Here is a 26,279-nt window from a genome sequence, read left to right on the forward strand (position 1 = left end):
CACGGGGTCGCGGTCCGGTCGGGACGGAGGCGTCAGCGGCCCGGTCGGGACGGAGGCATCGAACGCGCACGGCCCGGATCGACCGGGCCGTGCGTGGACTGCATGTCGCAACCGCAGGGCTCAGGACGCCTGCCAGTCGCCCTCGGCGAGGGCCGGTTCCGGCTTGCGTGCGACCGGCTTGCGGACCACGACCTTGGGCGTGAACACGGCACGCGGGGCAATCGCGGCGGCGGCAGGCTTGCGCACCGGGGCACTCATCGTGGCCTCCAGCTTGAACACCGCCACCGACTCGGCCAGCGCCTGCGCCTGCTCTTCCATGCTGCGTGCGGCGGCGGTGGCTTCTTCCACCAGCGCGGCGTTCTGCTGGGTGGTCTCGTCCATCTGCACGATGGTCTGGTTGACCTGCTCGATGCCGGCCGACTGCTCCTGTGAGGCAGCGGAGATCTCGGCCATGATGTCGGTCACGCGCTGCACGCTGGCCACGATCTCGCCCATGGTGGCGCCGGCCTGGTGCACCAGCGCCGAACCATCGGCCACCTTGTTCACCGAGGTTTCGATCAGGTCCTTGATCTCCTTGGCGGCGTTGGCGCTGCGCTGGGCCAGCGTGCGTACCTCGGAAGCCACCACCGCGAAGCCGCGGCCCTGCTCGCCGGCACGCGCGGCTTCCACCGCCGCGTTCAGCGCCAGGATGTTGGTCTGGAAGGCGATGCCGTCGATGACCGAGATGATCTCGGCGATCTTCTTGGACGACTGTTCGATGTCGGTCATCGTGGTGACCACCTTGCCGACCACTTCGCCGCCCTGGGAAGCGACGCCTGCGGCGCCCTGGGCCAGCTGGTTGGCCTGGCGGGCGCTTTCCGCGTTCTGGCGCACGGTGGAGGTCAGTTCCTCCATGGAGGCGGCGGTTTCTTCCAGGTTGGCGGCCTGCTGCTCGGTACGGCGCGACAGGTCGCTGTTGCCGGAAGCGATTTCGCCGGCGGCGGTATTGATGCTGGTGGAGGCATCCTGGATGCGGCCGACGATGTCGGTCAGCTGGCTGACCGTGGCGTTGGCGTCGTCGCGCATGCGGGCGAATACGCCATGGAAGTCGCCTTCCATGCGTGCGGTCAGATCGCCGCGGGCGATGGCCTGCAGCAGTTCCGAGACTTCGGCCAGGTTGCCGTCGGTGGTTTCCATCAGCTGGTTCAGGCCGTCGATCATGTCGCGGAAATCGTACTGGTACCTGTCCACGTCGCCGCGCTGGCTGAAGTCGCCCGAGGAGGCCGCCATCGCCAGGCGCTTGATCTCGCCGTTGATCGCGGAAAGGCTGGCTTTGGTGGCATCCATCGTCTGCGTGAGCACGGCCTTTTCGCCGGGCAGGCGGTCCATGTCGATGGACAGGTCGCCGACGGCGTAGCGCTGCATCACCTCCACCAGGCGCAGCTTGACCGCGATGTGCGAGGCGACCAGTGCGTTGGTCGCACGCACCATGGTTCCGTACTCGCCAGGGAACGCGCTGTCGTCGATGCGGTAGCTGATCGTGCCTTCGTCGTGCTGCCGTGTCATCTCGGTCTGTGCGCCGATGACCGACACGACCTGCGTCTGCACGCGCTGCATGGCCGACAGCAGCTGGCCGATCTCGTCGTGGCGGTGGGTGTCGATCCTGCCATCCAGCTTGCCCGCCGCCACGTGTTCGGCGATGCCGACGGCGGCACGCAGGGGATGCGACACCCCCCTGCGCACGCCGATCCATGTCAGGCCGGCGATGACCAGGAGGGCGAGCGAAGACAGCGCGAGGATGCTGACCGTCAATGCATGGCTGGAAGCCAGCACCGTGGAGCGCGGCTCCACGGCCACCAGCGCCCACTTCCATGGGGCGAAGCGCTTGACGGCAACGAGGGCAGGTTCGGCGGTCTGGCCTGCCTTGGGCGCGATGTCGAGCACCGCATGCCCATGCTCCTGTTCGAGCAGGCCTTTCATCGCAGGTTGCGAGCCGGCACCGACCACGGCGGTGTAGGGCGACTCCTGGCTGGCCGGGTGCGCGGCGAGCATGCCGTGGCGGTCGCCTTCGGCGAGGTCGACGACGAAGAAATAGCCCGCTTCGCCCAGATGCGTATTGCGCAGCTGGTCCTTCAGCGCGGCCAGGCCGTCGCCGTAGTCCTGGCCCACGAACAGGATGCCGACGGTCCTGCCTTCGGCATCGGTCAGCGGCTCATAGTGGGTCATGTAGTCGCGGCCGAACAGGCGTGCGCGGCCCGTGTACGGCTTGTCCTCCAGGATGAGCGCATAGGCCGGGTGCTTGTGGTCCAGGGCCGTGCCGATGACGCGCTCGTTTTCGCTGTTGCGCAGCGAGGTGGTGGCGCGGATGAACTCGTCGTCCTTGCGCACGAACAGCGTGGCGACCACCTCGGTCGCTTCGGTGAAGCGGTCCACGCCGGAGAAATCGAGGTTGACGACATGATCGCCGAACCGGAGCTCGGGAACGTCCGTTTCGCCGATCAGCGTCGTGCGTGCGGGGTCTACGGACACATCGCCCTGCGGCAATGACGCGCGGAAGCTGTCCGCCATGCGCTGGGTCCCTTCGGTGAGGGTGCGGTCGTACAGGGAGACGGACTCCAGCATCACCTGCGCGGCGACGTCCAGGTCGGCCAGCGCGCGGTCCTGGATGGCGCGGCTGGACTGGCGCTGGACCACGAAGGCCAGCAGGAGCAGGACGACGGCGACGGCGACGGTGACCTGGAGCGAGAGCTTACTGCCGAGCGAAAGGCGCGAGAGTCGGTTCATGAGGTCGGGGGCTGGGCTGGGGTATCGAAAGCGATATCGGCGTCACACCACCGCGATTAAGTACATGAACTTACTTGCCCGACGAGCGGTAGGGGCCGCCCTGTCGGGCAGCGGCGCCAGTGGGACGAAAAACGGCCCGGAAGTCCGGGCCGTTTGCTTGCTGCCGACGGAGGCTTGTCGGCTCAGAACTCCTGCCAATCCCCGTCGGCGAGAGCCGGCTCGGGCTTGCGCGCGGCGGGCTTGCGGACCACGGCCTTGGGCACGGTCGTCTTCGGTGCGGCCGGCTCGGCGATGACGCGCCGGAGGGGGGCACTCACCGTGGCCTGCAGCTTGAACACGGCAACGGACTCGGTCAGCGTCTGCGCCTGCTCTTCCATGCTGCGTGCGGCAGCGGTGGCTTCCTCCACCAGCGCGGCATTCTGCTGGGTGGCTTCGTCCATCTGGGTGATGGTCTGGTTGACCTGTTCGATGCCGGCCGACTGCTCCTGCGAGGCAGCCGAGATCTCGGCCATGATGTCGGTCACGCGCTGCACGCTGGCCACGATCTCGCCCATGGTGGCGCCGGCCTGGTGCACCAGCGCCGAGCCATCGGCCACCTTGTTCACCGAGGTCTCGATCAGGTCCTTGATCTCCTTGGCGGCGTTGGCCGAGCGCTGGGCGAGGGTACGCACTTCCGAGGCCACCACCGCGAAGCCGCGGCCCTGCTCGCCGGCACGGGCGGCTTCCACCGCCGCATTGAGCGCCAGGATGTTGGTCTGGAAGGCGATGCCGTCGATGACCGAGATGATCTCGGCGATCTTCCTGGACGACTGTTCGATGTCGGTCATCGTGGTGACCACCTTGCCGACCACCTCGCCGCCCTGGGAGGCGACGCCTGCGGCGCCCTGGGCCAGCTGGTTGGCCTGGCGGGCGCTTTCCGCGTTCTGGCGCACGGTGGAGGTCAGTTCCTCCATGGAGGCGGCGGTTTCTTCCAGGTTGGCGGCCTGCTGCTCGGTACGGCGCGACAGGTCGCCGTTGCCGGCGGCGATCTCGCCAGCGGCCGTGTTGATGCTCTGCGCAGCCATCTGGATGCCGCCGACGATCTCGGTCAGCTGGCTGACCGTGGCGTTGGCATCGTCGCGCATGCGGGCGAACACGCCATGGAAGTCGCCTTCCATGCGCGCGGTCAGGTCGCCGCGGGCGATGGCCTGCAGCAGTTCCGAGACTTCGGCCAGGTTGCCGTCGGTGGTCTCCATCAGCTGGTTCAGGCCACCGATCATGTCGCGGAAATCGTACTGGTACTTGTCCACGTCGCCGCGCTGGCTGAAGTCGCCGGACGCGGCTGCGGCCGCCAGCCGTTTGATCTCGACGTTGATGGCCGACAGGTTGGCCTTGGTCACGTCCATGGCCTGCGTCAGCTTGGCCTTCTCGCCGGGCAGGCGATCCATGTCGATGGACAGGTCGCCGATCGCGTAGCGCTGCATCACTTCCACCAGGCGCAGCTTCACCGCGATGTGCGAGGCGACCAGCGCGTTGGTGTCGCGCACCATGCGGCCGTACTCGCCGGGGAACGCGCTGTCGTCCATGCGGTAGCTGATTTCGCCGACATCGTGGCGCTGCGCCATTTCGCTCTGGGCCGCGATGACCGACTTAACCTGTGTCTGCATGCGCTGCATGGAGCTGAGCAGGTCGCCGAGCTCGCTGCGGTCATCGACCGTGATCTGGCGATCCAGCTGACCCCGCGCCACCGCGTCGGCGACGCTCATGACGTCGGTCATCGGCCGCACGATCGAGCGCGTGATGAGGACCGCAGCTGCGATGGCCAGCAGCATCGCCACCACCACCAGCAGCCCGATGGCCTTGATGTTGGTGCTGTAGCCAGCCTCCTGCGCAGCCACAGCGTTGTCCAGCACCTTCATTTTCGCATCCAGCATCCGCGCGACGGCATCGGCGGTGGCCTGGCGCAAGTCGGCGGCACCACTGGCAGGCGTCAGATCGCCGACCTTGACCGACTCGATCAGGCGGCGGCTGTTCTCGAAGTACAGCGCGGATCTTGCCATCATCTCCTGGTGCAGGGCCCGGTCCTGTTGGTCGGAAAGGCCGCGTCCATACGCCTTGGACAGCTCGTCGAAGGCCTTGCCGCCCGCGATCAGCTCCTCGGTGTACTCGGCGACCTTTTCCGGGTCCTCGTAGCTGGCGACAAGGCCGCGCTCGCTGACGCGGTACTCGGCCAGCATCGTGGCCATGCGCCCGAGATCGCGGATGGCCGGTACTTCCTTCTTCGTGATGTCGAGCACCACGTCCTGGGCCACGCCCATCCGCTGTGCGGAGAACGCCCCGGTGGCGACGATGAGCAGGACGAGCACGGCGAAGCCGATGGCCAGGCGCTTGCCGATCTTGAGGTGCTTGAACATGAAGGCGGTCTCGATGGAGTTCAGTGGGTGGAGCTGGTGCATGACCCGGAAGCAGTGGCGGTCCATGCCCTTGGTGCGATATCTGTTCCGGAGTAACGGCGGAACGTGACGCTTCTTTACGACCGCCGGGCGGAAAGGTAAGCGTGTTTACCCAACGGTCGATCGCGTACCCGCGCAGACCGTTGCCGGCTGCGCGGGCGATGCGGAATGCATGGTCAGAAATGCATCTGTGCGCGCAGCTGGAATGCGGACGGGTCGGCGGACAGTGCGCCGCGCGTGGCATCGGCCTTCACGTAGTTGGCCTGGAACTTCAGGTAGGGCGTGATGTACCAGTTGGCGCCCAGCGTCCAGTTGTGTTCGCGCCCACCGGCAATGCCGTCGCTGTCCAGGTCGATGCGGCTGTAGCGGGCCAGCAGTTCCACCGCCCCGTACTTGCCCTTCGGCTTGGGATTGCTGACGTTGCCCCCACCGTAGCCGCGCGATTCGCCGGTCACCAGCCAGCTGGCGAGCACATAGCCGCCATCGGCCGAGTAGGACGGCAGGCCCAGCTCGCGCGTGGTCTTCTGCCGCAGGTATTCGCCCTGCAACGACCAGGGCCCGCGGATCCACAAGGCCTCCAGTCCGGTGCGGTCGATGCGGTCCACGCGGCTGAGCGTGCCGCTGTCCACGAAGCGGTAGGGCGTGAGCGTGGCTTCGGGCTTGGCGCGCCAGCGAACGCTGGGATGCACGGTCACGCCCAGGCCGTTGACTTCGCTGTCGGGGCGCTCCTGCGCCGCGGCGATGCCCAGGTGCAGCACGTCGCCCGCTGCCTTGCGCGGCGTCCACGCCAGGCGGAACGCCGCGGTGTCGCCCTTGTTGTTGCCCTGCAGGTCGGACTCGAAGAAATAGCCGACGTTGGCGATGTAGCGCTCGCGTTCGAACGCCCAGTCGATGCCGCTGCGACGTCCCTGGTAGAAGGCCTGCGTGGGCAGCGACGGTTCCATCATGGAGACATGGCGCGTGCCGGTGTTGCCTTCGAAGCCCAGCGGCAGCTTCATCTGGCCGATGCGCAGCTTGCCGGCATCGCGACCGAACAGGGCCTTGGTTTCCAGGCGCAGGGCCACGTCGCTCCAGGTCTTGGCCTGGAAGTCGAAGGTCGCGCCGAAGTCGTACACGCCCTTGCGGCGCAGGGTCAGGCCGATCTCCTGGCGGCGCCAGGCATCGTCGTCCTCCATCGCGGCGCCGGCATAGCCTTGGCCCGAGAACGTGGCCGCGTCGTACTGCAGGTTGCCGCCCAGGCTCAGCTCGGTGCCGCCGGCGAAGGTGATCTTCGGCGGCCAGGCGGCGGCCTTGGCCGCGCCGTCCTCGGCGCGGGCGCCCGCGTGCACGGCAAGCAGGGAAAGGGCGAGGCTGGAAATGACGTACTTCATGCGTTTACCTGCAGGATAGGGGCGTGCCCGGCCGGGCGCCATCCGCGGGGAGGGCGCTCCAGGGCGGACATGCGGAGGGAGGGTCAGGCCGCCTGCTGCATCCGGCGGGCGCGGACCAGGCCACCCACGTCGACGATGAGCGCCACGCGCCCGTCGCCCAGGATGGTGGCGCCGGAAATGCCGTCGATGCGGCGGTAGTTGTTCTCGAGGTTCTTCACCACGACCTGCTGCTGGCCGATCAGTTCGTCCACTTCCAGCGCCAGTTTCTGGCCGTCGGCTTCCACCACCACCACCAGCGGGTCGTCGCTGCGCGCCGCGCCGTAGCGGTAGTACTCGTTCAGCGCCACCATGGGCAGGTACTCGCCGCGCACGCGCAGCACGCGGCCGTCGCCGGCCACCGTGCGCACGTCCTGGTCCTGCGGCTGCAGGGCCTCCAGCACGTAGGTCAGCGGCAGGATCAGGGTTTCATCGCCGACCGACACCGCCATGCCATCCAGGATGGCCAGCGTCAGCGGCAGGCGGATCACCACGCGGGTGCCGTGGCCGGCGGTGCTCTCCAGCTGCACTTCGCCGCCCAGCGCCTGGATGTTGCGGCGGACCACGTCCATGCCCACGCCGCGACCGGACAGGTCGGTGACCGCTTCGGCGGTGGAGAAGCCGGGCTGGAAGATCAGGTCCCAGACCTGCGCATCGGTGGGGTTCTCGGGCACGGCCAGGCCGCGTTCGGCGGCCTTGGCCAGGATGCGTTCGCGATTCAGGCCGCGGCCATCGTCGCTGACTTCGATGACGATGTGGCCGCCCTGGTGCGAGGCCGCCAGGGTGATGGTGCCGGTCTCGTCCTTGCCGGCCTGCGCGCGCACGTCGGGCATTTCCAGGCCATGGTCGATCGAGTTGCGGACCAGGTGCACCAGCGGATCGGCGATGCGTTCGATCAGGCCCTTGTCCAGCTCGGTGCCCTCGCCGATGGTGCGCAGGCGCACCTGCTTGCCCAGGCGCGCGGACAGGTCGCGGACCAGGCGCGGGAAGCGGCGGAACACGGCGTCCACCGGCAGCATGCGCACGCCGATGACGGCTTCCTGCAGGTCGCGGGTGTTGCGTTCCAGCAGGTCCAGGCCGGCGAACAGGCGTTCGCACTGGGCCTGGTCCAGCAGGCCGGACACCTGTTTCAGCATGGCCTGGGTGATGACCAGCTCGCCGACCAGGTTGATCAGGCCGTCGATCTTGTCGACGCTGACGCGGATGGAGGTTTCGGCGGCATCGTTGGCTGCCGGCGCGGCGGCCGTGGCGGGCGCCTGCGCACCGCTGGCGGCGACGGCGGCCACCGGCTGCGCGGCCACGGCGACGGCTTCGACCGGCACCGCATGGCGCTGCATCGGCTGGATGTCCAGCTCGCAGTCGTCGACCACCCAGGCGAACACGTCGTCCACCGCGCTGCGCGGCACCTTGCCGATCAGGCCCAAGTCCCAGGCCAAGTAGGCTTCCAGCGGATCGATCTGCTCGAAGCCGGGCAGGCGCTCCATGCGGCAGGCGATTTCCAGCGGGCCCAGGTGCTCCAGTTCGCGCAGGATGCGCAGCGGATCGTTGCCGCTCATGAACAGCGACGGCGCGGGCGTGAAGCCGATCTTCCAGCCTTCCGGCGTGTCGTCGGTCTTCGCGGTCGCGGCGGCCGGCGAAGCGGCGGGCGCTGCCTGGCCGGACAGCACCGCGTTGAGGCGGTCCTTGATGGCCTGCACGGCGGCGGGATCGGCCGGCGTGCCGTGTTCGGCTTCGGCCAGCAGGGCGCGCAGCACGTCGACCGAGGCCAGCATGGCATCGACGGCGGGCGGACTGACGGCGCGCTGGCCGGCGCGCAGTTCGTCCAGCAGCGTCTCCAGCACATGGGTCAGGCCGGCGATGGCATCGAAGCCGAACGTCGCCGAGCCGCCCTTGATCGAGTGGGCCGCGCGGAAGATCGAATTGATCAGGTCGCCGTCGCGGCTGCCCTGTTCCAGCGACAGCAGCCCGGCTTCCATCGCCTCCAGCCCTTCACGGCTTTCTTCGAAGAACGTGGCGTGGAAGCGCTGCATGTCCATGTTCATGGCGACGATGCCCTGGTGCGGTCGTAAGGGAGGCGGGAACGGGAAGGAGGAGGATCAGCCCAGGACTTTCTGGACGGTGGCGACCAGTTGTTCCGGGTTGAACGGCTTGACCAGCCAGCCGGTGGCGCCGGCGGCCTTGCCCTCGGCCTTCTTGTCGGCGGCCGACTCGGTGGTCAGCATCAGCATGGGCGTGAACTTGTAGTCCGGCAGGCCGCGCAGCGCCCGGATCAGCGAGATGCCGTCCATGTTGGGCATGTTGACGTCGGTGACCACGGCATTGAACTTCTGCCCCTGCGCACGCCCCAGCGCCACCTGGCCGTCTTCGGCTTCATCCACCGAGAAACCCGCCGAGCTGAGGGCGAAGGCGACCATCTGTCGCATCGAGGCCGAATCGTCCACTACCAGAATGCGTGCGCTCATGCGGCGTTCTCCACTTGTTGCGTGTTGTGTTCGTTGTCGTTGGCCAGGCCCAGCTGCGGCGCCAGGCCCAGCAGGCGCGCGGCGTCGCGGAAGCTCTGGCTGACCGCGCTGAAATCGGTCGCCAGACCGGCCTGCTCGCGCTGGCGCACGAAGCTGCACAGCACCTGCAGGCTGGCGGTATGCACGCGCTGCACGGTGCCGGCATCCAGCGCCAGCGGTCCCGGCTGCGCGACATGCGGGGCCAGGTGCTGCTTGAGGTCGGTGGCGGCCTCGATACCGAGGTCGTCACCCAGGGGCACAGCGCTCATCGTGTCTCCGGAAGGGCGGCTCTAGTGGGGTATCGGCGCGGCGCGGCCGGTCTTGAGGGGCGGAAGTGAATGTGTGACGGGTGTGGGGAAATGCAGGAACGAGTGATGAGGAACGAGGAACGAGTGAAAGCGGTGGGTTCCAGCTCTCACCACCCCTCGTTCCTCGTTCCTAACCACTCGTTCCTCGCCTCACGCCAGTATCCGCGAGGCATCCAGCAGGATCACCGCGCACTCGTTGAGCCTGGCCACGCCGCGGAACAGTGGATTGGACATGCGGCCGACGCGGGCGTTGTCGGGTGACTCGATCTGCTGGTCGGTGAGGTTGGCGACGTCCTCCACCGCGGTCACGCGCAGGCCCAGGATCTCGCCATGCTCCTCCAGCACCACGATGCGGGTGGTGGCGTCGACGTCGACGGCGCGGCGGCCCAGGTACAGGCCCAGATCGATCACCGGCACCACCTGGCCGCGCAGGTTCATTACGCCCAGCATGTGCGGTGCGGCGCCGCGCAGCGGCAGCAGGGTGGCGGGGCGCACCACCTCCTGCACCTTGAGCAGTTCCAGTGCGTAGTGCTGCTGGTCGCAGCGCAGGCGCAGCCAGCGCGTCTTGCGCTCGGTGGCGCGGCGACGCTCGCCGGTATCGGGGGCGGTGGCCAGCAGGTACGGCGTGGCGGGCAGGGGCGCGAGCGCGCGTGGCGCCGCGGGCGCGACCGTCGGTGCGCGTGCGGCCGGGACGTCCGGTGGCACGGGGGGCGTCGCCACGCGCGAGGTGGGTGCGGCACCGCCATGCAGTTGGTCGAGCAGGGCTTCGAATTCGTCGTCGCCGATCACATCCGCCGCCGCCCCGGGGCGCGCAGGCGCGACCGCCAGGACGGGGGCCGCGGTGGCAGGAGCCGGCTGTGCCGGCTCGGCGACGGGCGCAGCCACGACGGAGGTCGGCGCGCCGTCGCCATGCAACTGGTCCAGCAGGGCCTCGAACTCCTCATCGCTGATCAGCCCGGCTTCGCTGCCGGCACGCATCGGCGCCACGGCCAAGACCGGCGCGGACGGCGCGGTTTCGGCAACGGGAGGGGCGACCACGGCGGCGGAATCCGGCGCAGCGGCAGCGACCGTCGGGACTGCCACGATGTGGGCCGCCGCCGGGGTGGCCGCCGGTGCGGCCGCATCGCCGAGCAGGTCGAGCAGGTAGTCGTCGAGGGCGGCCGGGGTGTTCATGCGGCCTGCTCCGTGTCGCGCGCCTCGGTCAGCAGCAGCCAGTCCAGCGCGCGCCGGTAGGCGGACAGGCCACGGCCCGGATACTGCGCGCCGGGGCTGGAGCGTGTCAGCGCCTCGACGCTGCAGATGCGGGTGTCGTTGGGGATGGCGTCGTTCCAGACGCGCTCGCCGTATTCGTCCTGCATCGCCTTCAGCGTGTCGGCGCCGGTGCGCGTGCGCCTGTCGTGCAGCGTGGGCAGGATCGACACCGGCAGCACGCGGTGGCGCGAGCGCTGGATCATGTCGGCGGTGCGGCACATGCCTTTCAGTCCGTGCAGGGCCAGCGGCTCGGTCTGCGTCGGGATGATGACGTGGTCCGCCGCGGCCAGCGCATTGACCATCAGCAGGCCCAGCGTGGGAGGACAGTCGAACAGCACGAAGTCCCAGGCGTTGCCGCCGCGCGCCAGCGCATTGGACAGCGCCAGGCCCAGGCCGGGCTGGGTGGCGCTGCGGCGCTCCAGCGTGGCCAGCGGCGTCTGCGCGGCGATGAAGGACAGGTTCTCGATCTCGGTGGCGCGCGCCAGGGTGGCCAGCGCGGGCGGCTGTTCGTCGAACAGGTCCAGCACGCCGGCCGGCTGCGGGTCGGTGGCTACGCCGAAGGCACGCGTCAGCGAGGCATGCGGGTCCAGGTCGACCAGCAGCACGCGCTGGCCGCGCATGGCCAGGCCGCGCCCGAGGGCAAGGGTAGTGGTGGTCTTTCCGACGCCTCCCTTCTGGTTGGCGATTGCCCACACGCGCATCACTGGACTCCTTCATGGACCTGGGGCGCCGGCGGCGCTCCGGGCATGGACGTCGCGGCATGGGCCGGCAGCGGCGGCAGCGAGATCACTGACGGCGGAGCGACGGCTTCTCCCCCCACATGCAATTCCGGTGCCGGACCGCCCGGGCTGGCCAGGATGATCAGCAGCACGCGGCGGTTGGCGTTGCGGCCCTCATCGCTGGCGTTGTCGGCGATGGGCCTGAACTCGCCGTAGCCGATCATGGCCAGCCGCTCCGGCGGGATTCCGTCGCGGACGAACAGGTGCACCACGCTGGCGGCGCGCGCGGACGACAGTTCCCAGTTGGAGGGGAACTGCGCGGTCCGGATCGGGCGGTCGTCGGTATAACCCTCCACCCGCACCGAGTTGGGCACTCCGGCCAGCACCGTGGCCAGCTTGCCGACGGTTTCCTGGGCCTTGGGATCCAGCGTGGCCGATCCGGTGGCAAACAGGATGTCGCTGTTGATCTGCACCTCCAGCCACAGCGTGGAACGCTTGATGGTGACCAGCTTCTCGTCGATCAGCGGCGCCAGTGCGCGCTCCAGGTCGTCGGCGATGCGCTTGAGCTCGCCCTGCGCGTTCTGCAGGCCCTTGGCGTCCAGCGACATGTTCATCTGCGAGGCCATCGCCGCCAGCAGGGTGACGTTGGGCGAGGGCGAGGGCGCGGACGGCCCCTGCTTGGCCCCGGACTTGATGGGCGAGGGGCGGTCGAAGTCCGCGCCCTGCAACTGGTGGTTGCCCACCTGCACCGGATTGATCGTGCGCGGCGCGCCGCCGAAGGCCGCGGTCAGCGCGTCGGCCATCACCCGGTACTTGCCCTCGTTGACGGTGGAGATGGCGTACATCACCACGAAGAAGGCGAGCAGCAGGGTCATCAGGTCGGCGTAGGGGATCGCCCACGCTTCGTGGTTGGTGTGCTCCTCGTGCTTGTGCCGCCGCGCCATGGTCGCTCCGGCTCAGTGCAGGAAGCCGGCCAGCTTGGCCTCGATGTTGCGCGGGTTCTCGCCCTGCGCGATGGCGATCAGGCCCTCGATGATCATCTCCTGTTCGCGGCTGCGTCCGCCGATCACGCTTTTCAGCTTGCTGGCGATGGGCAGGAAGAACAGGTTGGCCGAGGCGATGCCGTAGATGGTCGCGGTGAACGCCGCCGCGATGCCGTGGCCCAGCTTGCTGGGGTCGGCCAGGTTCTTCATCACCGCGATCAGGCCGAACACCGCGCCGATGATGCCCAGCGTGGGGGCATACACGCCCATGGCCTCGAACACCTTGGCGGCCGCCAGGTCCTGGTGCTCCTGGCCGTTGAGATCGATCTCCATCATGTGCCGGATCGCTTCCGGCTCCACGCCGTCCACCAGCATCTGCAGGCCCTTCTTCAGGAACGGGTCGTCCTGCTGGCCGACCAGCGGCTCCAGGCCCAGCAGGCCCTGCTTGCGGGCGATGTTGCTCCAGTCCACGATCTCGGCGATCAGCGCCTCGCCGTCGTTGCCCGGCGGGCGGATCACCCAGCGGGCGATGGACAGGGCGCGCTTGAACACCGGCGGCGGCGTATGCACCAGGATCGCGGCGACGGTGCCCAGGATCACGATGACGAAGGCCGCCGACGACCACAGCGACGACAGGCCCGCGCCCTTGAGGATGCTGCCACCGACCAGCGCGACCAGTGCCAGCAGGAGTCCGATGAGGCTGAAGATGTCCATGTGCTGATCTATCGGCCCGATGCAGGGGGACTTGAGGTGTGCCACTTGCAGGAGCGGGGTGAGTCGCGACCGCGATCACTCCCGGCCCACCCCATCTGTAGGAGCGCCCTCGGGCGCGATGCTTTTGTCCCTGCGACACAAGAGCATCGCGCCCGAGGGCGCTCCTACAGGGAAACGGCGGCCAGATTCGTCACGCCGTCGCGCGCAGGCCGTCCACGTCCAGGATCAGCGCCATGCGGCCGTCGCCGATCAGGGTGGCGCCGGCGTAGCCGGGCAGGCCGCGCACGGCGCGCGGCAGCGGCTTGATGACCACTTCCTCGCGGCCGCGCACCTGGTCCACGATCAGGCCGAAGCGCTGTTCGCCCATCTGCAGCACCACGATGGTCAGCAGGGGCGCCATCACCGGGTCCACGCGCAACCACTGGCGCAGGTCGACCAGCGGCAGGGTATGGCTCTGGCGGTCGAGTACGGCCTGGCCATCGAACCAGCGCAGGCTTTCGGACGGTGCGTGCAGCACTTCCATCACGCGCGCCAGCGGCAGGGCGTAGACCGGGTCGCCGGCCTGCACCAGCAGGGTGGGCAGGATGGCCAGCGTCAGCGGCACGCGGATGACGAAGCGGCTGCCGCGGCCCACGTCGGAGTGGATGGTGATCTGCCCGCTGAGTTCGCGGATGCGCGACTGCACCACGTCCATGCCGACGCCCCGGCCCGAGATGTCGGTGACCTCGGCCTTGGTGGAGAAGCCGGGCAGGAAGATCAGCTGCAGGCATTCGTCGTGGGACAGGCGTGCGGCGGCCTCGGGATCGATCAGGCCCTTCTCCAGCGCCTTGGCGCGCAGCCGCTCGGGGTCGATGCCGGCGCCATCGTCGCGGATCTCGATGGTGACGAAATCGCCTTCCTGCTGCGCCGACAGGCGCACGTGGCCGGCACGCGGCTTGCTGCAGGCCTCGCGCAGGCTGGGCACTTCGACACCGTGGTCGATCGCGTTGCGCACCAGGTGCACCAGCGGGTCGGCCAAGGCTTCCACCAGGTTGCGGTCCAGTTCGGTATCGGCACCGACCAGTTCCAGGTCGACTTCCTTCTGCAGCTGGCGGGCGACATCGCGCGCCACCTTGGGGAAACGCGAGAACACCTTGCCGACCGGCTGCATGCGCGTGCGCATGACTGCGGTCTGCAGGCGCGCGGTGGCGATGTCCAGGCCGCTGACGGCGCGGTCCAGCTCCTCGTCGCGGATGCGCGCGCGCAGTGTCTTCAGGCGGTTGCGCGACAGCACCAGCTCGCCGACCAGGTTGACGATGGCATCCAGCCGCTTGGTGTCCACGCGGATGGTCTGTTCGGTTTCGCCACCGGCCTTGCCGGCCGGCTTGCCGGGAGGCGGGGGTGCAGGCCTGGGCGCGGGTTGCGGACGGGGCGCCGGTGCGGGCGAGGGGGCCGCCACCGCGGTCGGCACGCCGTCGCCGTGCAGCTGGTCCAGCAGTGCCTCGAACTCGTCGTCCGAGATCAGGTCATCGGCAGGCGGGGCGGCGGCGCCCGGCACGGACGCCGTGGCCGGTTTCGGCACGGGTGCGGCATGGCCCTGCACGTCGAACTGATCGATCAGCATCTGCGGCGCATGCGGCGGGTCTTCGCCGGCGCCGACGGCGTCGAGCATCTGCTGCAGCCAGTCCAGCGACTGCTGGGCGGCATCGAAATGCTGCGGCTCCAGCGTCGCCTGGCCGGCGCGCACCAGGCCCAGGGTCTCTTCGGCCGCATGGCACAGGTTGACCATGGCCTGGATGCCCAGGAAGCCCGCGCCGCCCTTGAGCGTGTGGAAGCCGCGGAACACCGCGTTGAGCTGCTGGCTGTCGGACGGGTCCTGTTCCAGCGTGACCAGCTGTTCGCCCAGCCGGTCGAGGATCTCCTGCGCTTCGATCAGGAAGTCGGCGGCGATTTCAGGGGTGACGGCGGACATGGGCGGGGCGGGTACCGGTACGGGCGATCAGCGGGAGGAGTCGAGCGGGCGCATCGCGTGCGCATGGCGGCGGCGCAGGGCGCGGCCTGCGATGACATCGCAGACCAGCAGCACGCCCACGAACAGCAGGAGGACGGGGTGGCGGGGGCGGCGGGCGGTGGAATCGGTCATGGCGGGTCTCCGGTGCCGCGTCGCGCGCCCGCCGGGCTACAGGCCCAGGCCGGACAGCAGGTCGTCGGCGTCGTCCTGCGAGAACGCGTTGCGGTCAAGACCAGCAACGGCCGGACCGGCGAGTTCTGAACCCTTGCCACCGTTCTTTTCCGGTGGCGGCAGCCCCAGCGCGCCGAAGCCTTCGTGCACGCGCCGCACGATGCCGGCCACGCGGCGGATGATCTGGCCGGTGAGGTCCTGATAGCTCTGCGCCAGCGCCATCTCCGACAGGCCCTTGCCGATGCTGTCCACCAGGGCCGCCTGTGCGGGCGAGAGTTCGGTGCCCTTCAGCTGGGTGGCATAGCCGCGGCACTGTTCGGCCAGGTCCAGGGTCTTGTGGCTGGCCTGCTCGGTCATCTCCACCACGTGGTCCAGGCGGGCGCAGGCATCGTCGAGCTCGCCCGCGTCGGTGGGGGGCAGTTCGCCCAGGGTCTGCGCCAGTTCGCGCGCCAGCCGTCCCAGGCCCTGCATCATGGGCTGGGTGCGCCAGGCGGCGATGGCGTCCAGTTCCTGGCGCCAGCCCGCCTCGTCGCCCTGCTCCAGGGCATCGAGCGCGTGCTGCAGCTTCTCCACCAGGGCCGCCCGGGCGGCACCGACATCGGCGACGGCATTCATCAGGCGGCCGCTCCCAGACGCTCGAAGATCTTGCCCAGCTTCTCTTCCAGCGTCTGCGCGGTGAACGGCTTGATGATGTAGCCGTTCACGCCGTTCTGCGCGGCTTCGATGATCTGCTCGCGCTTGGCTTCGGCGGTGACCATCAGCACCGGCAGGGTCTTGAAGCGCTCGTCGGCGCGGATGGCCTTCAGCAGCTCGATGCCGGTCATGCCCGGCATGTTCCAGTCGGTGACCACGAAGTCGAAGCTGCCCTGCGCCAGCGCGGTCAGCGCGGTGCTGCCGTCATCGGCCTCGGCGGTATTCGTATAGCCCAGGTCGTTGAGCAGGTTCTTGATGATGCGGCGCATGGTGGAGAAATCGTCCACGATCAGGATGCGCATGTTCTTGTTGGTCACGGGTGCTCCGGTGTTGCGTGGACGGTGGGTCTGGTGGCGGTATCGGCCGGGGCCGGGAAATGTTTAGGGGGTTGCATGCCTTGTAGGAGCGCCCTGGGGCGCGTGCTTTCCGATCCGCGCAAGCAAGAGCATCGCGCCCCAGGGCGCTCCTACCGGGTCATGGTTCGTCGTCGAGCCCCGCGTCCGCCTTCTCGAACACCTGCAGGCGGCCGCGCAGGCGCACCATCGCCTGGCCATGGATCTGGCAGACGCGCGACTCGCTGACGCCGAGCACGGCACCGATCTCCTTCAGGTTCAGTTCCTGCTCGTAGTACATCGACAGCACCAGTTGCTCGCGCTCGGGCAGCTGGCCGATGGCCTTGACCAGTTGCTGGCGGAACTCGCTGCGCTCCAGGTGCTGCTGGGGCGACGGACCGCCGGTACGGGTGGTATTGGGCTCGCCATGGTCGTCGATGTGCGATTCCAGGCTCAGCACCTGCCCGCGCGCGGCGTCTTCCATCAGGCGCAGGTATTCGGGCAGCGGCATCTCCATGGCGCTGGCCACTTCGGTGGCGATGGCGGCGCGGCCGGTGCGCTGTTCGATCTCGCGCACGGTGGCGGCGGCCTGGCGGGCGCGGCGATGCACCGACCGCGGCACCCAGTCGCCCCGGCGGATCTCGTCGATCATCGAGCCGCGGATGCGGATGGACGCATAGGTCTCGAACGAAGCCCCCTGTTCGGCGTCGTAGCTGCGCGAGGCTTCCAGCAGGCCGATCATGCCGGCCTGGATCAGGTCGTCGATTTCCACGCTGGCCGGCAGGCGGGCGGCCAGATGGTGGGCGATGCGGCGCACCAGGTCGGCATGCTGGGCGATGACGTCGTTGGCGGCGGTGCGCTGGACCGCGCGGTACTGGGCGGCGGCGGTGTTCATGCGGCCACCCCGCGCTGGATCAGGCGTTCCACGAAGAATTCCACGTTGCCGCGGGCGCCGACCGGGGGCTGCCAGCGGGCGGTGGTGCGTGCGATTTCGGCGATGGCGCGCGCCGACGGGCTGCCCGGGTAGGCCTTGACCACGGCCTGCTGGCGCTGCACGGCGCGCCGCAGCCAGTCGTCCTGCGGCACGGCGCCCAGGTAATGCAGGGCCACGTCGCCGAGGAAGCGCTCGCAGACGCGGGCGAGCTTTTCGTACAGCTTCCGGCCTTCGTTGGGGTCGCGCACCATGTTGGCGATCACGTGCACGCGGTCCAGCCCGCGCTCGCGCGCCAGCACCTTGATCAGGGCGTAGGCGTCGGTGATCGAGGCCGGCTCGTCGCAGACCACCACCACGGTGTCCTGCGCGGCCTGGCAGAAGGTCAGCACGCTGTCGGTGATGCCGGCGGCGGTGTCGACCACCATCACGTCGAGTGCGCGCTGCAGTTCGGAGAACACGTTGACCAGGCCCACGTGTTCGGCCGGCGTCAGTTCGGCCATGTGGCGGAAACCCGACGAGGCCGGCACCACCATCAGGCCCTCGGGGCCCTCCAGCAGGACGTCTTCCAGTTGGCAGCGACCGGCGACCAGGTCGGCGAGGGTGAACTTGGGCGACAGGCCCAGCAGCACGTCCACGTTGGCCAGGCCCAGGTCGGCGTCCATCAGCAGCGTGCGCTTGCCCATCTCGGCCAGCGAGACCGCCAGGTTCACGGACACGTTGGTCTTGCCCACGCCGCCCTTGCCGCCGGTCACGGCGATGACGCGCACGGGATGGAAGGCCCCGGGGAGAGGCGGCGTGCTGCGGGGATTGGTCTGCAGCAGGGGATCAGGCGACATGGGTGGCCTCGGTCGAGCAGGGTTCGTCGGCTTCGCGGCGCAGCTGGTCCAGCCGCAGCACGAGGTGGGCGCTGTTGGCGCGGTGGAGGTCGTCGGGCACACGCTGGCCGTCGGTCACCCAGGCCATCGGCAACTGGTGGTCCACGACCACCGACAGCGCGCTGCCCAGGCGGCCGGTTTCGTCCAGCTTGGTCAGCACCACGCCCTGCGGCTGGACCGTGCTGAAGCGGCGGACGACTTCGTCCAGGTCGGCGAAATGGGAGTTGGCCGGCAGGCAGAGCAGGGTCTGCACCTGTCCGGACGCACGCAACCAGTTGAGCTGGCCCACCAGGTTGCGGTCGCGCTGGCCCAGGCCGGCGGTGTCGATCAGCACCAGCTTGTAGTCGCGCAGGCGCTCCAGCACCAGGGCCAGGCCCTGTGCGCTGTCGGCCTCGTGCACGGCGATGCCCAGCTGGCGGCCGTAGCCGTGCAACTGCTCGCGGCCGCCGACGCGCACCGTGTCGGTGGTGACCAGGGCCACATCGCGCGGGTTGTGGCGTTGGGCGAAGCAGGCGGCCAGCTTGGCGATGGTGGTGGTCTTGCCGGCGCCGGTCGGGCCGACCAGGGCAATCACGCCGCCGGTTTCCAGCGGATCGGCCTCGGTGACGGGCAGCTTCTTCGACAGCAGGCCCAGCATCAGGCCGCGGCCGCGGTGGGCTTCGGTGTCGGCCGGGATCTGCAGGGCGATGTCGCGGGTGATGCCGGCGTCGAAGCCGTAATCCTCCATCAGTTCCATCGCCTGCATGCGCACCGGCGAGCCGCGCAGGCGCTCGTCGGTGAGGCGGTGCATCTCGCGTTCGATCATTTCGCGCATCGCGGCCAGCTCGCCGCGCATCTGCACCAGCTGCGCGTCGCTCTCGCGCGCATCGGCGGCGTTGTCGGCCACCACGGTCAGCGTGGGCACGGTGACGGCGGCCGGCGCGGGGACGGCGTCCGCCGCGGGCAGGCGTGTGCCGGGCAGGCTGGCGACCTTGGGCGCGGACACGGGCTCGGGCAGGGCCAGAGGCGGCGCGATCGAGGGCAGCAGCGCGTCCAGGTCCAGCGTGTCGTCGATGTCCGCGCGCGCGGCGGTGCGCGCACGCGGGGCGACGACGGGCTGGGTGACGGCATCGTTCAAGGGGGCGAAGGCCGGCGCCGGTTCGTTGGCGGGCGCTGCGGGCAGGCAGGCGGCCAGCTTGGCGGCGAAGGAGCCGGGTTCGATCAGCTGCGGGGCGATCTCGCGTGCCGGCTGGCTGGGCGCGAAGCGGGGCGGCGCTTCGTTGGCGGCGGCGACCGGCGCAGCGGCCACAGCGGCCGGCGGCATGCGTGGCGTGGCGAGCGCGGTGTCGGCGCGGGCCGGTGCCGGGGTGGCGGGTGCCGGCACGTTCTGGCGGCGCGCGAAGTAGTGGGCGGCGGCTTCGGCGGGCGACAGGGCGGGCGCGCCAGGCGCGGGCGCCGAGGCGTTCGCGTCGGTGTCCGCGTCGGCGTTCGTGTTCCTGTTGCGGTTCGGCGCCGCCGGGTCGAGCAGCGGATGCAGCGGAGCGGCCGCGGCGGACGGGCGCATCGCTTCCAGCGTGTGCTTCACCAGCGCTTCGTCGTAGTTGCTGGCGGCGACGATCTCCACACCGTCCTCGGTGACGCGATTGGACAGGATCACCGCATCCGGGCCGTGTTCCTGGCGGACCATGGCGAAGGCGGTGCGCATGTCGGGAGCGACGAAGCGTTTGATTTTCATGGCTGGGTGCCGGGAGTAGGGAATCGGGAATGGGGAATCGTTGTGCTGCAGGGCATTCGTCGGTGCGTGTCGCCAGATTTTTTCGTTCTCATCGAGTCCTCCTGAGGCGGGTCATCGCTTTGTCGATTCCCCACTTCCTATTCCCCATTCCCGGCCTCAGCTGATCGTCCCCACCAGCTTCAACCGCTTGTCCTCGGGCACCTCGCTGTAGGCCAGCACCGACAGCGAGGGGACGCTGTGGCGGACCAGGCGGGCGAGGGCGGCGCGGACCGAACCCGGTACCAGCACCACCGCAGGCTCGCTGCGGGCCTCCTGCTTGGTCACCACGTCGGCCAGGCTCTGGTGCAGGCGTTCGGCCAGTCCCGGTTCCAGCGCCGCGCCGGTTCCCTGGGTGCTGTCCTGCAAGACGCGTTCCAGATTCGGCGCCAAGGTGTAGACGGGCAGCTCCGGCGCCATGCCGGAGATCTCCTGCACGATGAAGCGGCCCAGCGAGGTGCGCACGGCGGCGGTGAGCGCGGCCGGGTCGCTGTTCTGCGGCGCGAACTCGACCAGCGACTCCACGATGCGGCGCAGCTGGCGGATCGGTACGCGCTCGACCAGCAGGTTCTGCAGCACGCGCACCACGGTGGCCAGCGGCAGGGCCTTGGGCGTGAGGTCCTCGACCAGCTTGGGTGCGCTGCGCCCCAGCTGCGAGAGCAGCTGCTGCACCTCTTCGTGGCCCAGCAGTTCCGGTGCGTGTTCGCGCACCAGGTGCGAGAGGTGGGTGGCCATCACCGTGGCCGGATCGACCACGGTATAGCCCAGCGATTCGGCGGTGGCCTTCTGGTGGGACTGGATCCACACCGCATCCAGGCCGAAGGCCGGGTCCTTGCCGGGGATGCCGTCGATGGCGCCGAAGGCGCCGCCGGGGTCCAGGGCCAGTTCGCGGTCCGGGTGGATCTCGGCCGTGGCCACGGGGACGCCGTGCACCAGCAGGCGGTAGCCGTTGGAGGGCAGCTCCAGGTTGTCGCGGATGTGCACCGGCGGTATGAGGAATCCCAGGTCCTGGGTCAGCTTGCGGCGCACCGCCTTGATGCGCGACATCAGCTCGCCGCCCTGGTTCTTGTCCACCAGCGGGATCAGCCGGTAGCCCACTTCCAGGCCCAGCGGATCGACCGGGCGCAGTTCGTCCCAGGTCAGTTCGGCGTTGCGGTCCGGTGCGCCGGGGGCGGGCAGGGCGGCGACATCGCCGGTCGCGGCTTCGGGCCCCTCCTGCGTGCGCTTCCACATCTTCCAGGCCAGGTAGCCCAGGATGGCGGCCAGCGTCAAAAAGGCGACGTTGGGCATGCCCGGCACCAGACCGACCAGGCCCAGCACGCCCGCGGCCACCGCCAGCGCCTTGTGCTGGCCGAAGGCCTGGCCCATGACCGCCTGACCCATGTCCTGCGAACGCGAGGCGCGGGTGACCAGCATGGCCACCGCCGACGACACCAGCAGGGCCGGCAGCTGCGCCACCAGGCCGTCGCCGATGGACAGCAGGGTGTAGGTGGACGCGGCCTCGGCCGCCGGCATGCCGTGCTGGGCCATGCCCACGGCGAAGCCGCCGACCAGATTGATGAACAGGATCAGGATGCCGGCGATGGCGTCGCCGCGGATGAACTTGTTGGCGCCGTCCATCGCACCGTAGAAGTCGGCTTCCTCACGGACTTCCTCGCGGCGCGCCTTGGCTTCCTCGCGGGTCAGGATGCCGGCGTTGAGGTCGGCGTCGATGGCCATCTGCTTGCCCGGCATCGCGTCCAGGATGAAGCGCGCCGACACTTCGGAAATGCGGCCCGCGCCCTTGGTGATCACCACGAAGTTGATGATGGTCAGGATGGCGAACACCACGATGCCGACCGCGTAGTTGCCGCCCACCACGAACTCGCCGAAGGCCGCGATGACCTTGCCGGCCGCGTCGTGGCCGTTCTGGCCGTTGAGCAGGATCACGCGGGTGGAGGCCACGTTCAGCGCCAGGCGCAGCATCGTGGTCATCAGCAGGATGATGGGGAAGATGGTGAAGTCCAGCGGCCGCTTCACGTAGATCACCGCCAGCAGCACCACCAGCGAGATGGCGATGTTGAAGCTGAACAGCGCGTCCAGGACCGGCGGCGCCAGCGGCACCACGATCATGGCCAGCAGCGCCAGCACCACCAGCGGCGCGCCCAGGCCGTTCTTCAGCATGTCCATCCAGCGCACGCCGCCGGCGGCCGGTTGCGCGCTCATGCCTTGCCTCCATGCTCATCCACGTCCACGGCGGGCATGTCCGGATGCGGGGCTTCGCCCACGCGCCAGGCGCGCAGCTGGTACACGTAGGACAGGATCTGGGCGACGGCGGCGTACAGTCTCACGGGGATCTCCCGGCCAAGCTGCCCTTCCCGATACAAGGCGCGTGCCAGCGGCGGCGCGGAGACGATGGCGATGCGGTGGGCATCGGCCACTTCGCGGATGCGCAGGGCCAGTTCGTCCACGCCCTTGGCCACCACGGTGGGGGCGCCCATCTGGCCGGCCTGGTATTTCAGCGCCACCGCGTAGTGGGTGGGGTTCACCACCACCACGTCGGCGCTGGGGACCTCTTCCATCATGCGACGCTGCGACAGCTGGTGCTGCATCTGCCGGATGCGGCCCTTCACTTCCGGGCTGCCCTCGCTTTCCTTCATTTCCTCGCGCAGTTCCTGGCGCGTCATCTTCAGCTTCCGCAGCCAGTTCCACTTCTGGTAGGGCGCGTCGATGGCGGCCAGCAGGATCAGCCCGCCGGTGGTGGCCAGCAGCAGGGTGCTGGTGAACTTCAGCCCGCTGCGCACGGCCTGCTCCAGCGGCATGGTCAGCAGCTCGCGCAGGGGGTTGAGCCCCAGCTTCAGGCAGATCGCCGCCGCGCCGCCGATCAACGCCACGCGCAGCAGCGACTTCAGCAGTTCGGCGACGCTTTCCGCGCCGTACAGGCGCTTGAGGCCGGCGGCGGGGCTGAGGCGCTTGAAATCGGGCATCAGCGCCTTCTGCGAGAACTGCAGGCCGCTCATCGCCACCGGCGCCACCAGGCCGGCCAGCACGCAGATGCCGGCCACCGGGGCGATCACGGCCAGCAGCTTGAGCAGCAGCAGCCCCACATGGCCGAACAACTGGTCCGGCTGGCGCATCAGCGCCGCATCCGGCGTCAGGGCGATCTTCATCCAGCCCAGCGCGCTGCGGGCCAGGGACGGGCCCATCGCGATGACCGCCAGCACGCCCGCACCGAACACCGCCGCCGTCGCCAGCTCGCGCGAGCGCGGGATGTTGCCCTGTTCGCGGGCTTCGCGGCGTCGTTTTTCGGTGGGGAGCTCTGTGCGTTCGCCGCGTTCGTCCTGCTCAGACATGGCGTGTTTCCGACGGGGTCGGGACGCTTGTTGCAAGTCCCGTTCCAGTCGGCGCGCGCGCGGCGACGTGGAATTGTCTAACGGCGGCTCGCACGGCTAGCATGTGGGCATGCTGCTCCGCGCCCTCCGCCAACCCCGCTGCCTGCTGCTGCGCCTGCCCGCGCTGGCGCTGCTGGTGCTGGCGGTGCTGGCCAATCCGGTGCTGGCCTCGCTGGGCGACCTGCACGAGTCGGGCAGCGGCGGCGAGCATCTGCATGCCGTCTCCGAACACGGCGATGGGGCCTCCGCACACGAGCATGCCGATGGCGAGACCGGCGAGGGCGACCTGCTGCATGCGCTGATGCATGCCAGCCATTGCTGTGGCCACCTGACTGCCATCGTGCCGGCACCGCTCGCGCTGCCCGGCATGCCGCCGGCGTCGGCGGTGCCGCTCGCCGGCACCGTTCCCCTGCCGCCTTCGCGGCCGGCTTCGCTGCTGCGTCCTCCGATCGGCGCGTGATGCCAGAGCCGGGCCGGCATCCCGTCGCCCGGCGCTCCATCACCGACTTCCCGGAGACTCCCCATGTGGTTGCGACTGGCGGCATGGGCCGCCTTCGCGATCGCGCCGTGCGCGCACGCGCAGGCGCCATCGCCCGCTGTTTCACCTGACATCCTCACCCTCGACGACGCCATCGCCCGCGTCGCCGGCGCCCATCCCGACCTGCGCCTGATCGACGCCCGCCGCGGCGCGTTGCAGGCGGAACACGACGCCGCCTCGATGCGGCCGGCCCTGCGCGCGGGGCTGGACATCGAGAACGCCCTGGGCAGCGGGCAGGCGCGCGCCTTCCGCCAGGCCGAGACCACCCTGACCCTGGCCGGTGTGCTTGAGCGCGGCGGCAAGCTGGATGCGCGCCGCACGCTGGCCCAGGCCCGCATCGACGCGCTGGCCCTGCAACGCGAGACGCAGCGGCTGGACCTGCTGGCCGATGTCGCCCGCCGGTACCTCGCCATCGCCTCGGCCCGTGCACAGAAGACGATCGCCGAGCAGGACATCGCCCAGCGCCGGCGCACCGTCGCCGCCGCGCGCCAGCGCCTGCAGGCGGGCGCATCGCCCGAGTCGGTGGTGCTCACCGCGCAGGCGGCCCTGGCACGCGCCGAACTGGCCCTCGCCCGCGCCGAGCAGCAGCACAGCGCGGCCCGCCAGCACCTGGCCGCGCTGTGGGGCGAACGCGCGCCGCGGTTCGACATCGCGCCGGCCGATCCGCTGGCATTGCCCGACATCGCAGGCGCCGCGGAGCTGGCGGCGCTGCTGGACGGCACGCCGGAACTGGCCCGGTTCGCCGACGAACGTCGTGTGCGAGAGGCGCGCGTGCGCCTGGCGCGGACCGCGGCGACACCGGACCTGGACTGGCAGATAGGCGTGCGCCGCCTGCAGGACAGCGGCGACCTGGCGCTGGTCGGCGGCGTGTCGTTGCCGCTGGGCGGTGCGCGCCGTGCCGCGCCAGAGATCCGGTCCGCCGAGGCCGACCTGGCGGCGCTGGAGATCGAACGCGAATCGCGCGACATCGCGCTGTACTCGACCCTGGCCGACGCGCACGGCCGTTACCGGGTGGCGCAGCTGGATGTGCAGCGCATGCGCACCGACGTGCTGCCGCGCCTGCTGCGTGCCGAGCAGGCGGCCGAGCGCGCGTACCGCGCCGGCGCCATCAGCTACCTCGAATGGGCGCAGCTGCAATCCGAGACCACGGCGACCCGTCGCCAGCAACTGGACGCCGCGCTCGACGCGCAGGCGGCCCTGATCGAAATCCAGCGGCTCACCGGGCAGGCGTTCGTCGCCGCCCCCGCCGCCCCGACGGAAGGAACGACCCCATGACCCTGCGACCCCTGATGAGCGCGCTCGCGCTTGCCCTGCTGCTGGCCGCCTGTGGCGGCAAGGGCGACCACGCCGGAAACGGCCACGGCCATGAAGGCGACGGCCACGGCGCGGAACAGGCCGCGCGCGGTGCACACGGCGGCCGCTTGCTCACCCAGGACGGCGTCACCGTCGAACTCGCCATCGCCGAGAGCGGCACGCCGCCCACCTGGCAGGCCTGGCTCTACCGCGACGGCAAGCCGCTGCCGGCGACCGCGGGCACGGTCGAAGTCCGCCTGGTCCGCCTGGGCGGCGTGCGCGAGACGCACGCGCTCGTGCCGCAGGCCGATGGCAGCCTGTTGGCGAAGAGCGTGGTCGGCGAACCGCACTCCTTCGATGTCGAGGTGGTCGCGACGGTGGAAGGCAAACCGCTGCGCTGGGCCTACGAAAGCTACGAAGGCCGCACCACCATCGCCGCGAAGATCGCCCAGGACTCGGGCATCCGCGTCGCGCCCGCACAGGCCGGGGTGATCGCCGACGAGCACGAGGTGCAGGGTCTGTTGACGCCGGTGGAGGGCCGCGTGGCCAACATCGCCGCGCGCTTCCCGGGACCCATCCGCCGCCTCGCCGTGAATGTCGGCGACCGCGTGCGGGCCGGGCAGTCGCTGGCGGTGGTGGAAAGCAATCTCAGCCTGACCACGTACCCGGTCACCACGCCGATATCCGGCGTGGTGCTGGCGCGCAACGCCACGGTGGGCGGCGTGGCGGGCGAGGGCGCCACGTTGTTCGAAGTCGCCGACCTGTCGTCGCTGTGGGTGGACCTGCACATCTTCGGTGCGGACGCCCAGCACATCGTGCCCGGCGTGCCGGTGACGGTGACGCGCCTGAGCGATGGCGCCACCGCCCGGACCACGCTGGAGCGCGTGCTGCCCGGCACCGCGACCGCCAGCCAGAGCACGGTGGCGCGCGCCACGCTGGCGAATGCCGATGGCCTGTGGCGGCCGGGCTCGGCGGTGAAGGCACGGATCACGGTGCAACAGCAGCCGGCCGCGCTGGTGGTGCCGGTGGCGGCCCTGCAGACGTTCCGCGATTGGGACGTGGTATTCGTACGCGTCGGCGACACGTATGAAGTACGCCCGCTCGAACTGGGCAAGCGCGATGCCGCGCGCGTGGAGGTGCTGTCCGGCCTCGAGGCCGGCGACCAGGTGGTGGTGGAGCAGAGCTACCTGGTGAAGGCCGACATCGAGAAATCGGGGGCCTCGCATGACCATTGAGCCGACGCCTTTCGAGCCGC

Annotated in this window: 21 protein-coding genes and 1 pseudogene; 3 read left to right on the forward strand and 19 right to left on the reverse strand. The window is 69.9% G+C overall.

What is annotated here, in order from left to right:
• Positions 1 to 120: 120 nt before the first annotated feature.
• From MUU77_RS18530 to flhB, 19 genes and pseudogenes are all read right to left on the reverse strand, one after another.
• Positions 121 to 2,763 (reverse strand): Cache 3/Cache 2 fusion domain-containing protein, encoded by a 2,643-nt coding sequence (locus tag MUU77_RS18530; protein ID WP_305852537.1) that lies wholly within the window; start codon positions 2,761 to 2,763, stop codon positions 121 to 123.
• A 182-nt stretch (positions 2,764 to 2,945) separates the two neighbouring features.
• A complete protein-coding gene (locus MUU77_RS08305; RefSeq protein WP_245093690.1) occupies positions 2,946 to 5,198 on the reverse strand; it encodes a methyl-accepting chemotaxis protein in 2,253 nt (750 codons plus the stop codon).
• A 173-nt stretch (positions 5,199 to 5,371) separates the two neighbouring features.
• Positions 5,372 to 6,565, reverse strand: coding sequence for a porin (locus tag MUU77_RS08310; protein WP_245093696.1), 1,194 nt, complete (start codon positions 6,563 to 6,565; stop codon positions 5,372 to 5,374).
• A gap of 83 nt (positions 6,566 to 6,648) precedes the next feature.
• Positions 6,649 to 8,643, reverse strand: coding sequence for a chemotaxis protein CheA (locus tag MUU77_RS08315; protein WP_245093698.1), 1,995 nt, complete (start codon positions 8,641 to 8,643; stop codon positions 6,649 to 6,651).
• A gap of 54 nt (positions 8,644 to 8,697) precedes the next feature.
• Complete coding sequence (locus MUU77_RS08320) at positions 8,698 to 9,063, reverse strand: response regulator (protein ID WP_055944462.1); 366 nt, start codon at positions 9,061 to 9,063, stop codon at positions 8,698 to 8,700.
• A complete protein-coding gene (locus MUU77_RS08325; RefSeq protein WP_245093700.1) occupies positions 9,060 to 9,371 on the reverse strand; it encodes an STAS domain-containing protein in 312 nt (103 codons plus the stop codon). The genes MUU77_RS08320 and MUU77_RS08325 overlap by 4 nt, the downstream gene beginning before the upstream one ends.
• A gap of 189 nt (positions 9,372 to 9,560) precedes the next feature.
• Entirely contained in the window at positions 9,561 to 10,583 is a 1,023-nt protein-coding gene (locus MUU77_RS08330; RefSeq protein WP_245093702.1) for a chemotaxis protein CheW, read from the reverse strand.
• Positions 10,580 to 11,362: a ParA family protein gene (locus MUU77_RS08335; RefSeq protein WP_245093704.1), complete on the reverse strand. Its 783-nt coding sequence runs from the start codon at positions 11,360 to 11,362 to the stop codon at positions 10,580 to 10,582. Before MUU77_RS08335 ends, MUU77_RS08330 begins: the two co-directional genes overlap by 4 nt.
• A complete protein-coding gene (gene motD / locus MUU77_RS08340) occupies positions 11,362 to 12,324 on the reverse strand; it encodes a flagellar motor protein MotD (protein ID WP_343230085.1) in 963 nt (320 codons plus the stop codon). Before motD ends, MUU77_RS08335 begins: the two co-directional genes overlap by 1 nt.
• Positions 12,325 to 12,336: 12 nt before the next feature.
• A complete protein-coding gene (locus MUU77_RS08345; protein WP_245093706.1) occupies positions 12,337 to 13,077 on the reverse strand; it encodes a flagellar motor protein in 741 nt (246 codons plus the stop codon).
• Between the two features lie 190 nt (positions 13,078 to 13,267).
• A complete protein-coding gene (locus tag MUU77_RS08350) occupies positions 13,268 to 15,028 on the reverse strand; it encodes a chemotaxis protein CheA (RefSeq protein ID WP_245093708.1) in 1,761 nt (586 codons plus the stop codon).
• Between the two features lie 27 nt (positions 15,029 to 15,055).
• Positions 15,056 to 15,199, reverse strand: coding sequence for a hypothetical protein (locus MUU77_RS08355; protein ID WP_245093710.1), 144 nt, complete (start codon positions 15,197 to 15,199; stop codon positions 15,056 to 15,058).
• Between the two features lie 36 nt (positions 15,200 to 15,235).
• On the reverse strand, positions 15,236 to 15,853 hold the full coding sequence (locus MUU77_RS08360; RefSeq protein ID WP_245093712.1) for a protein phosphatase CheZ: 618 nt from the start codon (positions 15,851 to 15,853) through the stop codon (positions 15,236 to 15,238).
• Positions 15,853 to 16,233 carry a chemotaxis response regulator CheY gene (cheY, locus tag MUU77_RS08365; protein WP_245094336.1) on the reverse strand — a complete coding sequence of 127 codons (381 nt, stop codon included), beginning with the start codon at positions 16,231 to 16,233 and terminating at the stop codon, positions 15,853 to 15,855. The genes MUU77_RS08360 and cheY overlap by 1 nt, the downstream gene beginning before the upstream one ends.
• 172 nt (positions 16,234 to 16,405) lie before the next feature.
• Complete coding sequence (locus tag MUU77_RS08370; protein ID WP_245093714.1) at positions 16,406 to 17,158, reverse strand: RNA polymerase sigma factor FliA; 753 nt, start codon at positions 17,156 to 17,158, stop codon at positions 16,406 to 16,408.
• Positions 17,155 to 17,967: pseudogene (locus tag MUU77_RS08375) on the reverse strand (MinD/ParA family protein); the annotation flags it as partial. The gene MUU77_RS08370 and the pseudogene MUU77_RS08375, both read right to left, overlap by 4 nt.
• Before the next feature lie 55 nt (positions 17,968 to 18,022).
• Positions 18,023 to 19,786: a flagellar biosynthesis protein FlhF gene (flhF, locus tag MUU77_RS08380; protein ID WP_245093718.1), complete on the reverse strand. Its 1,764-nt coding sequence runs from the start codon at positions 19,784 to 19,786 to the stop codon at positions 18,023 to 18,025.
• 156 nt (positions 19,787 to 19,942) lie between these two features.
• The gene (gene flhA / locus MUU77_RS08385) at positions 19,943 to 22,027 is read right to left on the reverse strand and encodes a flagellar biosynthesis protein FlhA (RefSeq protein WP_245093720.1); all 2,085 of its coding nucleotides are present in this window, start codon (positions 22,025 to 22,027) and stop codon (positions 19,943 to 19,945) included.
• Positions 22,024 to 23,154: a flagellar biosynthesis protein FlhB gene (gene flhB / locus MUU77_RS08390; protein ID WP_245093723.1), complete on the reverse strand. Its 1,131-nt coding sequence runs from the start codon at positions 23,152 to 23,154 to the stop codon at positions 22,024 to 22,026. Before flhB ends, flhA begins: the two co-directional genes overlap by 4 nt.
• A 109-nt stretch (positions 23,155 to 23,263) precedes the next feature.
• Between flhB and MUU77_RS08395 the strand changes: the two genes are divergently transcribed.
• The 3 genes from MUU77_RS08395 (at position 23,264) to MUU77_RS08405 (ending at position 26,259) form a co-directional block, all read left to right on the forward strand.
• Positions 23,264 to 23,653, forward strand: a complete 390-nt coding sequence (locus MUU77_RS08395) for a hypothetical protein (protein ID WP_245093725.1) — start codon at positions 23,264 to 23,266, stop codon at positions 23,651 to 23,653.
• A 63-nt stretch (positions 23,654 to 23,716) separates the two neighbouring features.
• Positions 23,717 to 25,006 (forward strand): TolC family protein, encoded by a 1,290-nt coding sequence (locus MUU77_RS08400; protein WP_245093727.1) that lies wholly within the window; start codon positions 23,717 to 23,719, stop codon positions 25,004 to 25,006.
• Positions 25,003 to 26,259 carry an efflux RND transporter periplasmic adaptor subunit gene (locus MUU77_RS08405; RefSeq protein WP_245093729.1) on the forward strand — a complete coding sequence of 419 codons (1,257 nt, stop codon included), beginning with the start codon at positions 25,003 to 25,005 and terminating at the stop codon, positions 26,257 to 26,259. The genes MUU77_RS08400 and MUU77_RS08405 overlap by 4 nt, the downstream gene beginning before the upstream one ends.
• The last annotated feature ends 20 nt before the right edge of the window (positions 26,260 to 26,279 follow it).

Origin of the sequence: Pseudoxanthomonas sp. F37 (genome assembly GCF_022965755.1) — a bacterium.
In the GTDB taxonomy this organism is placed as follows: Bacteria; Pseudomonadota; Gammaproteobacteria; order Xanthomonadales; family Xanthomonadaceae; genus Pseudoxanthomonas_A.